Below are 8358 nucleotides of genomic sequence, written 5' to 3'. Positions count from 1 at the left end.
GGTGGGCCGATCTGGGCGACCTCGGGCTCGGCGAAGGTGACGGCGGGGTAGTCGCCCTCCCGCAGCAGCGGGAGCCACGGGAGCGTCAGGTGGCGCACCAGGCGGCGCCCCTGCGCGTTGGCGGCGTGGGTGAACTTGGCAGAGGTTTTAACGGCCGGTCGCCACCCCCAAACGGTCAAGGCCCGCAGCATTCTCCTGTATTGGGCCCACCGTGAGTTAGGCATCTCCACCGTCGATCTTGCCAAACGCGTGAATCTTTCCCAGCCATCCGTCAGCAAATCCATCAAGCGGGGCGAAAAGTTGATTATGGAAAAGGGTTACAAACTGCTGCCCAAACAATAATGATATATCAATGGACGTCCCCAATGGTTCCAGGCGCCGATCTCAGCCAGTTCATGGAATCGCGGATCCGTGAGTCGCGCTTCGTGCTGCTCGTGTGCACGCCGGTGTTTGCCTCGAAGGCGAACTCCGGTGTCGGCGGCGTGGGGTACGAAAAACAGATGAGGTTCCCAGCCAAAGCTGTAAAAAACCCTTAAACTGCGATTTTTAACCTTAATGTTGGACGTTTAAGGAAGACGACCAACATGCCGCGTGCCAAATGCTACCACCTTCCCGGATACGCCTGGCACATAACGCATCGCTGCCACAAACGCGAATTCCTCCTCAAGTTCGCCAGGGACTGGCGTAGCTGGCTGTACTGGATATTTGAATCCAAAAGGCGATACGGACTGTGCATCCTCGATTACGCCGTCACCTCAAACCACATCCACTTGCTGGGCCGGTAACGGGGACGCCCTTCGCATTTCATCCTTAAAAATCGCTGCTGATTTTTCTATTGGGGGGGGAAGACCAACCCCAAACCACTGTCTCCTTTACTGCCTTTACTTAGGGCCTCGGCAAAAAATAATTCCACATCTTGCTTGTCTTTTGGCCCGTCACCGGTGTTACACCCGCCGGCACATATCTCGATATGCACCGACGGATGTGCCTTGGTGACGAACCAAAATCCGGCGCCATCTTGTGGAATTATTTCTTACCGCGACCCTTAAAGATCTCCCCTCAAAGCTTGAATCAAGCAAAAACGACGTGAATTGGGCCGAAACCGCTCATGAAACATACCAACTTTTCATTTCCAGCGTCAGCGGTGTGAGAATGAAGAAAAACAGGCGGATCAGAACAATGGAAAACCCAATGATGAAAAGAGCCTGGAAACCGCTGATGCGAAACCGCCGCACCATTCCCGTTCCGATGAGGACCCACCACCACGGTTCCGCAATCCAGTTGGCCATGGGAATCCAGGAGATCAGATGGGTGGTGCCGATGGCATACGCATAAAGGGCAAACAGCTCATTGAACGGCACCTGTTGGCGTGTGACCCCACGAATCAGCCCATAGCCTGCCGCAGCGGCTATCATCGGACTGATGAGGGCGTTGGTCAGAATCACCATTGCCCACAACAATGAAGGAACAAACAATAAGCAAAGGGCCGCATGAAGGAGGCTCGAGACCAGCAAAAAAGCAAACGGCTTTTCGAACCCCTGCGATTTGGGCAGGGATTCAAAAAAATCACCCGGGCCGACCAGCACGGATTTTAAAGTTTCAAAATAAAAGGCAAGTGAAAACCGCTTTTCGATGGGGCTATCAGCCATGAGTTTCCGTTTCTTGATACGGGCGGAACTGAAAGGTCGGAGGGGTATTCCTTTTTTGTTTCCGACCTTTCAGTCGATCCGCCTGGTCCATCTGTTTTCTTCGGAGCTTTAAAAGGGCGGCAAAACGCCGAACCCCAGCAGGGGCCAGTAAAGGCCCGCCAACAGCAACACCACGAGAAGGGCCACCACCCAAATTACAAGCCCCACCCGAAGGAAGTCCTTTGCCGTCAAATACCCGCTGGAGTAGACGATCGCATTGGGCGGGGTGCCGATGATGAGGCAAAAGGCAAAGGAAGCGCAGATGGCGGTGGCCATGGCCATGAAGGGAATGAAGGTCGTCCCCGGATGGGCGTAGCCGGCGAGGGAAAGAGTCACGGGACCCACGGCCGCGGCCGCCGGACCGTCCGCCATGAGGTTGGTGATGAGCGCCGTAATCGTGCCGCCCGTCATCAGAAGCGGCAGCCCCTTGTCAAGCCCCATAGGTGCAAGCAGGTCAACAATGCTGCGCGCCAGCCAAGCCGCGGCTCCGGAGGAATCCAGGGTCCGGCCGAACACGATGGCACCTGCATAGAGCCAGACGACGCCCCAGTCGATGTTCTGGTAATCCCGCCAACTCACCACGCCGGCCATCAGAAAACCCACGGCCCCGGCCACGGCGATGACCCCCACCCCCAATCGGAAGGGCACCCACCCGGCATCAAACAGGTCCTTTTCCGTGAGCCAGCCGGCCAGCATGATCAAAAAAATGATAATGGCCCATATCTGCTTTCGGTTCCATCCCCCCATCTTCTGCACCTGAGCCGTGAGGAACTTCATGGCGGGTTCCACATCCGTGATTTTGGGCTTGAATTGCCAGTTGATCAAAAACCAAGTCAACGGCACCATGATGAACAGGAACGGAAAACAGTAGATCATCCACTGAAAGTATCCGATGTCCATCCCGAACATGTCGTTTAGATAGGTCATCATGATCACGTTGCGTGCACCCCCGGAAGGCGCACCCGGGCCTCCCACGTTGCAGGCCATGGCGATGCTGATCATGAGCATCTTGGCCAGTTCCATATCCTCGGGGACATCCTTGGTCAGGCTGTTCTGATACAGTAAAATGCCAATGGGCAGGAACATGGCGGCCAGGGCATGATCGGAGACAAAAGCGGCCAGGGGAGAAATAATCACGAAAAAGACGAGGGTGATCATTTTTACGTTGGGAGCCGCCATCTTGTTGAACAAGGCCAGGCAGATCCGCTTGTCCACCCCGGTCCTCACAAAGGCCGCCGAAAACATGAGGCTGCCCATGATAAACCAGACCGAGTCGCTCCAATACAGCTGGGCGATTTCATCCCGGCTCCAGATGCCGGTAAAGACCATGATAAGGCCCAGCAAAAACGCCACCATGGGAAGTGGCACGCACTCCGTCATAAAGCACAACACCACGATGATCATCATGCCCACCGACACTTTGATGTTCCAGGCGCCCACATCGGCCCGCTCCCTGTCGGCTTCGGTGAGATCTTCATATTTCAGGTCGGCGCTTCTGAGCTGAAGCGCATTTTTCATCATTTCAAAATAGGCCTGGTCGTCCAGGGTCTCGACAAATGCTTGGGCTTTTTTCAGATTGGCGTTGGTGGCGTGGATTTTGTATTTGGCGCACCATTTAACGTCCCGTTTGAGAAACGGTTTTTTTTCGAGAATGCCCATGCGCATGCTCTGTTCCATTATCTGGGCGGTCAGCAGCTGCCACTGCTCCACGTCCCCGCTACCTTTCGAAAACAGCGTTTTGGTCAGGCTGTCGATGACCGCCTTGGGGCCGATCTTGACCTCGGTGCCCATATCCTTCATGCCGTAAGGTGTAGGCATCATCAGGAGAATGAAAAAGATGATCAATGGAATGCTGAAAATCTTCCAGTCCACCAGTTTATCATATCCTGTAGCCTTGTTTTCTTGGTCCGACATATGTGTCTCCTATAAGACCCGTGATGTTTTTAAGAAATGGCTCGACTGTTGAAGCCGAAAACCGTCCCTTGATCAGCTCTCCTGAACAATACGGGCAATTTCAAAAAACAGTTCCTGTTCCCGTACGATCCCCACCACCTTTCCTTGTCGGGTGACCGCCACGCGCCTGGCCCTTTCGGTAAACATCAGATCGGCGATCTCCATGAGATTGGCATTTTCATCCACGAGCAAAGGGGTTTTGGACATGATATTTCCGACCTTTTTATCGATCAGCGCTTTGACTTGGTTTGTGAAAAGACCAGTCCAGAACATAGGCGAAAATCGTATACTGTCCGCCATGGTGGGTTTGGGAGCGGATAAGTAAGCTGGTCGAAGGGCCCGGATGAGATCTTTAATGCTCAAAATACCCACGAGTTCGCTCTTTCCGTCGAAGACCAGGATGGAACGGTGTCCGGTCTCCATAATTTTTCCGGTTGATAAAATAGTCTCATAGGATTTTTTAACTTCCGCGATGGCCTCCTTCAGGGTGCGGTTCACATCAATGGTCGTATAATTTTCAACGGGGATCATGATGTCACTGACCTTTTTTTCCTCCTGAACCCCTTCGGTCGATAAACTGCATGCGTCCTGTATCCTTGTGGCCAAAAGATCGATGTCACAAGGCTTGCTCAAGTAGTCATAGGCGCCCTCCTTAAATGAAGCCTTTGCCGAATCCGCCTCTCCGTGTCCTGTCAGCATGATGACCGGCAACTTGGCATCGATTTTCCTGATCTCCGTCAGGGTTTGATGTCCATCCATCCCGGGCATTCTGACATCCAGCACCACCACATCCTGAGGCGATTTTTTTAATATCTCCAGGGCCTCTTTCCCGGTACCAGCCAGCGTGGTGGCGAAACCTTTTCGGTTCAGTATTTTGGACGTGGTCGAGCGAAACTGCTCCTCATCGTCCACCATTAGGACTTTGATCTTGTCTGCCATACGCCTTCCTCCCTAAAACCGTTATAGGTTGAGTGATCCACTTGGCGGTCACTGGACACAATATATCCGCTTTTTGGGGTGAAACCTTCTCGGATGGCTCCACGGGGTGCCATCGGATGGTTTCATATAATCCATTGATGAAATCGACGGTAGATCTCGATGCCCCCCAAAACCACCACCAAGATGATGGTGGCATAGTAATAAATGCGCTTTTCCGTTTGACGTGAAAGACGGGTTGTCCATTTCATCGTGTTATCTCCTGTTTAAAATGCTTGTGCCCGCCTATCCGTATGGTCATGGCGCCCGCCCTTGGATCCCCGGAATCAGGGACACAACACCGGTTTCCAAATTCAAGGTTCCGGAAAAAAGAATCAGTTGTCCGCTCCCGTCGAAGGAGCCGTAATCCCGTACCGTTATGCCCCGCATGGCCATTTGGGCAGGGCTAAATACCCGAAACTCGCAAATGTTGTGCTCACCGGCCATTGGCCGGGTGACACTTGCAAGCGTTCGCACCCACTGGGCATTGAGTTCAAGTTCCTGAATCAAATGCTGGAGCAATTTTTCCGGAAGCGGGCCGGGTGATGACGGGATGGGGTGGAATTTTTGTTCGCGGGTGCTCTTTTTTTTCCAAAACTTCCACCTCATGGCACGTCTTCCCTTCGGAGCCACTCCTATTGCGGTGGTCGAACCTTCTGATTCTTTAGGGACTCGGAAGAAATAAAATGGGCCCGGATTGCACCGGAGTTTTATTTGAATTCAAGACGGCCCTACCGATGCCTACGCGACGTAATCCATCGGCGTGGACAACGCAGAATTCGGGTAAAAAGACAAGCAAGATGATCTGCTTTATTTCCGAGGCCCTTAATTCAGGTTTTGGCCATCATGTACCACGGAAACATTACAGTGTTCTTTCAGCAGGATTACATTTTTGAAAGGGTTTGCGTCGATTTTGACCGATGAAGGGCAAACCATTGGGGTGGAATCGAGGGCAAGGCGTCGATTCAGGGGGTAGAAAGGTGGGCCGGTGGCGGGATGGCGGGCAGACGGATTTCGAAGACCGATCCGGCTCCAGGTGTGCTGGAGACCCGGATTTCGCCATGGTGGGCGTGAAGCACAGCTTTGACCAGACTCAGGCCCAAGCCGAGTCCCCGATGAGTGGAACGGGCACCACGATAGAGTCGGTCCCAAATTCGGTCGATCTCCTCGGGTAAAATGCCAATGCCCGAGTCGGCGACGCGCATCATGATCGTTTCAGCAACTTTTTCGATGCATACGCGAACGACACCGTTTTCTGGGGTAAACTTAACGGCGTTGTCGAGCAGATTGGCCATGATTTGACTGATTCGGTCCGCGTCCGCTTCTATGAAGGCCGAATCGCAAAAATCGGTTTCCATGCGAATCCCCTTCTCGTCGGCCACATAACGATACATGTCAACCACCGCCTCGGCCAAGGGTGACAGGGCCACAGGTTTGGCCAATAGACGCATGGTGCCGGTTTCGGCTTCGGAGATGTCCATGAGCATCCCCAGCATTCGCAGGATGCGGTCCGACTCTTCCACACAATCCTGCAGAGCCTCGCGGCAAGCCGCTTCCGGCGCGTCCGCCTGAAGCGCTTTTTCAGCATTGTTGCGGAAGCGGGTCATGGGAGTGCGCAGGTCGTGGGCCACGCTGTCCAGGGCTCCACCCATGGCTCGGATCAACTGGCTGATTTTTTCGATCATCTGGTTGAAAAGATCCCCCAGTTCCTCAAGTTCATCGCCGGTCTGGGTGTCGGAGACCCGGGCGTCCATCTTTCCGGATTCAATGGCCGAAACGGTGTTGATAAGGTTTCTTAACGGCAACAGCACCCGTCGAGAAAAAAGGGCGCCTCCGGCAACGGCCAACAGGATCAGGGCACCGGAAACCGTCACAAATACGCCCCGGAGCCTACCCAACACCGTCAGCCGATCTTGGGTACTGATGCCGACTTGAAAAAGACTGCCGTCAAACAGTCGGGCCGTCATGATCTCCAGGTCAAATGTAAGGGACCGGTTGGGCAGGCGAAACCATGCCCCGGGACGAGGATTGTACATATCTCGCAGGGTTTCCATGTCAAACTCCTCCCAGTGATAAGGGAAAAAAACCAGATCTTGGCGGTCGTTCGCTGCGAGGACCCGCGTAAAAAAAGGATTGTTTTTGCGATAACGATTGTTTTCTACAATGGTGTCGTGAAGTGCCTTCCAGCCACCGGATTCATATTTACTGCTCAGGCTTTCAATTTCGGCCAAAATCTTTTCCCTCTCCTGGCGAGCCAAGGTGGAGCCCACGGCCAGATAGGCAATGATGGCCAGGACCAGGTAGCTGAGAAAAAAAAGGGCCGCATAGCCGGCGGCGATTTTAAAGCCGATGGTTTTATTGAACTTCCACATGCGGCGCCTTGATCGCATAGCCGATACCGCGAATGGTTTGAATCATTTTATCTTGAAAATCCCTGTCGATCTTGTTTCTCAATCTACAGACCAGTACATCAACGACATTTGTTTGGGGATCGAAGTGAAAATCCCAGATATGTTCCAAAATCATCGTCTTGGACACCGTACGGCCTTTGTTGCGCAATAGGTATTCCAGCAGGGCATACTCCTTGGGTTGTAAGTCGATCATTTGCCCACCCCGGCGAACTTCGTGATGAATGAGGTCAACGGTCAGATCGCCGCAGGTCAGGCGGTTTGCCTCCACCGTCTTGGATCCCCGGCGCACCAATGCCTGAACCCTTGCCAGAAGCTCGGCAAAAATAAAAGGCTTAACCAGATAGTCGTCCGCACCCCTTTGGAGTCCCTTGATGCGATCTTCCACCGCTTGTTTTGCGCTGAGAACCAATATGGGGATGTCGACGCCTCTATGGCGCAGGATGCTGATCAGGCTCAGGCCGTCCATATTCGGCAGCATGACATCCACCACGGCCACATCATAGGAGACCGATAAGGCCATGTGAAGACCTTGTTCGCCGTCATCCGTGCGGTCCACCGAAAATCCGGCCTCTCGCAAGCCGTTTTCAATAAAGGCGGCAATTTTTAAATCATCTTCAACCAACAAGACGCGCATGTTTGTTCACCCATAACGCCAAATGGCAACGCGAAGGCTTTGCATCCAATCTGACCCTTGTCATCAATTTATATCATTGGGTCGCAAAAGGGCAATCGTTTCATGACAACGCTATTTTTTCCAGCTTTAAAAACCGAAAAATCGGACAGGGAGTTTTGAAGATGGGATTTTTTAAAACCCACAAGAACCGGGAAGGTGACCAATGGAGGTCAATCGGTCGCGCGGTCATCGAGGGCAAAAGCTACCGGATGAAAGAAATCATCGAAAATTAAACCCTCCCCAACAACCACCCGCTGGCCCCCAAAAACGGGGCCGGCGGCATCGCTTACCCCCTGAAAAACCACGCATTTTTAAACCGCCACATTTACATCATTTTCACGCCGCCGCTAACACCACATCAATGAGCTCCTGCCATTGGGCAAGATGGTCACGGTATTGTCGTAGCCAATCCAATTTTTCATGAATCACTTCCAGCGGATGTTCCTGGCCAGAAAACGTATAACCTACCGAATTATTTGTGCAAGTCTCGATATTGAGCCCCAAGCGGTAGACACCAATATATCGCTTTTTAATTTGACATTGCATGATCTTTATGCCTATATGGGTAGACATTATGCATATCCAACGTGTCAGGTCCAAACAGGGCTCCAAAACCTACGAGCAGATCCTGCTCCGGGAATCCTACCGTGAGCCGGGC

10 protein-coding genes are annotated in these 8358 nt (G+C 52.9%); 1 reads left to right on the top strand and 9 read right to left on the bottom strand.

Features of this window, described 5'->3' with window-relative positions; translation table 11 throughout:
- Positions 1–224: hypothetical protein (locus tag R6V78_RS12195; protein WP_410289634.1), on the bottom strand; the 224-nt coding region annotated here is incomplete at its 3' end.
- A gap of 360 nt (positions 225–584) precedes the next feature.
- Between R6V78_RS12195 and R6V78_RS12190 the strand changes: the two genes are divergently transcribed.
- Positions 585–785: a hypothetical protein gene (locus tag R6V78_RS12190; protein WP_410289633.1), complete on the top strand. Its 201-nt coding sequence runs from the start codon at positions 585–587 to the stop codon at positions 783–785.
- A 321-nt stretch (positions 786–1106) separates the two neighbouring features.
- Here R6V78_RS12190 and R6V78_RS12185 read toward each other — a convergent pair whose 3' ends face one another.
- The 8 genes from R6V78_RS12185 to R6V78_RS12150 all read right to left on the bottom strand — a co-directional run bounded on the left by R6V78_RS12185 (position 1107) and on the right by R6V78_RS12150 (position 8246).
- Complete coding sequence (locus tag R6V78_RS12185) at positions 1107–1649, bottom strand: hypothetical protein (protein ID WP_410289632.1); 543 nt, start codon at positions 1647–1649, stop codon at positions 1107–1109.
- Positions 1650–1757: 108 nt separating this feature from the next.
- Positions 1758–3602 carry a DASS family sodium-coupled anion symporter gene (locus tag R6V78_RS12180; protein ID WP_410289631.1) on the bottom strand — a complete coding sequence of 615 codons (1845 nt, stop codon included), beginning with the start codon at positions 3600–3602 and terminating at the stop codon, positions 1758–1760.
- Between the two features lie 72 nt (positions 3603–3674).
- Positions 3675–4580, bottom strand: a complete 906-nt coding sequence (locus tag R6V78_RS12175) for a response regulator (protein ID WP_410289630.1) — start codon at positions 4578–4580, stop codon at positions 3675–3677.
- Positions 4581–4702: 122 nt separating this feature from the next.
- Positions 4703–4828, bottom strand: a complete 126-nt coding sequence (locus R6V78_RS12170; RefSeq protein ID WP_410289629.1) for a hypothetical protein — start codon at positions 4826–4828, stop codon at positions 4703–4705.
- A gap of 46 nt (positions 4829–4874) precedes the next feature.
- The gene (locus R6V78_RS12165; protein WP_410289628.1) at positions 4875–5225 is read right to left on the bottom strand and encodes a hypothetical protein; all 351 of its coding nucleotides are present in this window, start codon (positions 5223–5225) and stop codon (positions 4875–4877) included.
- Positions 5226–5581: 356 nt separating this feature from the next.
- On the bottom strand, positions 5582–6988 hold the full coding sequence (locus R6V78_RS12160) for a sensor histidine kinase (protein ID WP_410289627.1): 1407 nt from the start codon (positions 6986–6988) through the stop codon (positions 5582–5584).
- The gene (locus tag R6V78_RS12155; protein WP_410289626.1) at positions 6972–7661 is read right to left on the bottom strand and encodes a response regulator; all 690 of its coding nucleotides are present in this window, start codon (positions 7659–7661) and stop codon (positions 6972–6974) included. Before R6V78_RS12155 ends, R6V78_RS12160 begins: the two co-directional genes overlap by 17 nt.
- 375 nt (positions 7662–8036) lie before the next feature.
- Positions 8037–8246 (bottom strand): hypothetical protein, encoded by a 210-nt coding sequence (locus R6V78_RS12150; protein ID WP_410289625.1) that lies wholly within the window; start codon positions 8244–8246, stop codon positions 8037–8039.
- Positions 8247–8358: the final 112 nt, after the last annotated feature.

Origin of the sequence: Desulfosarcina sp. (assembly GCF_046496365.1) — a bacterium.
GTDB lineage: Bacteria > Desulfobacterota > Desulfobacteria > Desulfobacterales > Desulfosarcinaceae > Desulfosarcina.
Note: the sequence above shows the minus strand (reverse complement) of the source record. Positions and strands in the feature narration are given on the sequence as shown.

What these genes read in the sequence shown, in the direction of transcription:
- R6V78_RS12190 (WP_410289633.1), top strand. Translation starts at nt 585, where the DNA reads ATGCCGCGTGCCAAATGCTACCACCTTCCCGGATACGCCTGGCACATA.
- R6V78_RS12185 (WP_410289632.1), bottom strand. Translation starts at nt 1,649, where the DNA reads ATGGCTGATAGCCCCATCGAAAAGCGGTTTTCACTTGCCTTTTATTTT.
- R6V78_RS12180 (WP_410289631.1), bottom strand. Translation starts at nt 3,602, where the DNA reads ATGTCGGACCAAGAAAACAAGGCTACAGGATATGATAAACTGGTGGAC.
- R6V78_RS12175 (WP_410289630.1), bottom strand. Translation starts at nt 4,580, where the DNA reads ATGGCAGACAAGATCAAAGTCCTAATGGTGGACGATGAGGAGCAGTTT.
- R6V78_RS12170 (WP_410289629.1), bottom strand. Translation starts at nt 4,828, where the DNA reads ATGAAATGGACAACCCGTCTTTCACGTCAAACGGAAAAGCGCATTTAT.
- R6V78_RS12165 (WP_410289628.1), bottom strand. Translation starts at nt 5,225, where the DNA reads ATGAGGTGGAAGTTTTGGAAAAAAAAGAGCACCCGCGAACAAAAATTC.
- R6V78_RS12160 (WP_410289627.1), bottom strand. Translation starts at nt 6,988, where the DNA reads ATGTGGAAGTTCAATAAAACCATCGGCTTTAAAATCGCCGCCGGCTAT.
- R6V78_RS12155 (WP_410289626.1), bottom strand. Translation starts at nt 7,661, where the DNA reads ATGCGCGTCTTGTTGGTTGAAGATGATTTAAAAATTGCCGCCTTTATT.
- R6V78_RS12150 (WP_410289625.1), bottom strand. Translation starts at nt 8,246, where the DNA reads ATGCAATGTCAAATTAAAAAGCGATATATTGGTGTCTACCGCTTGGGG.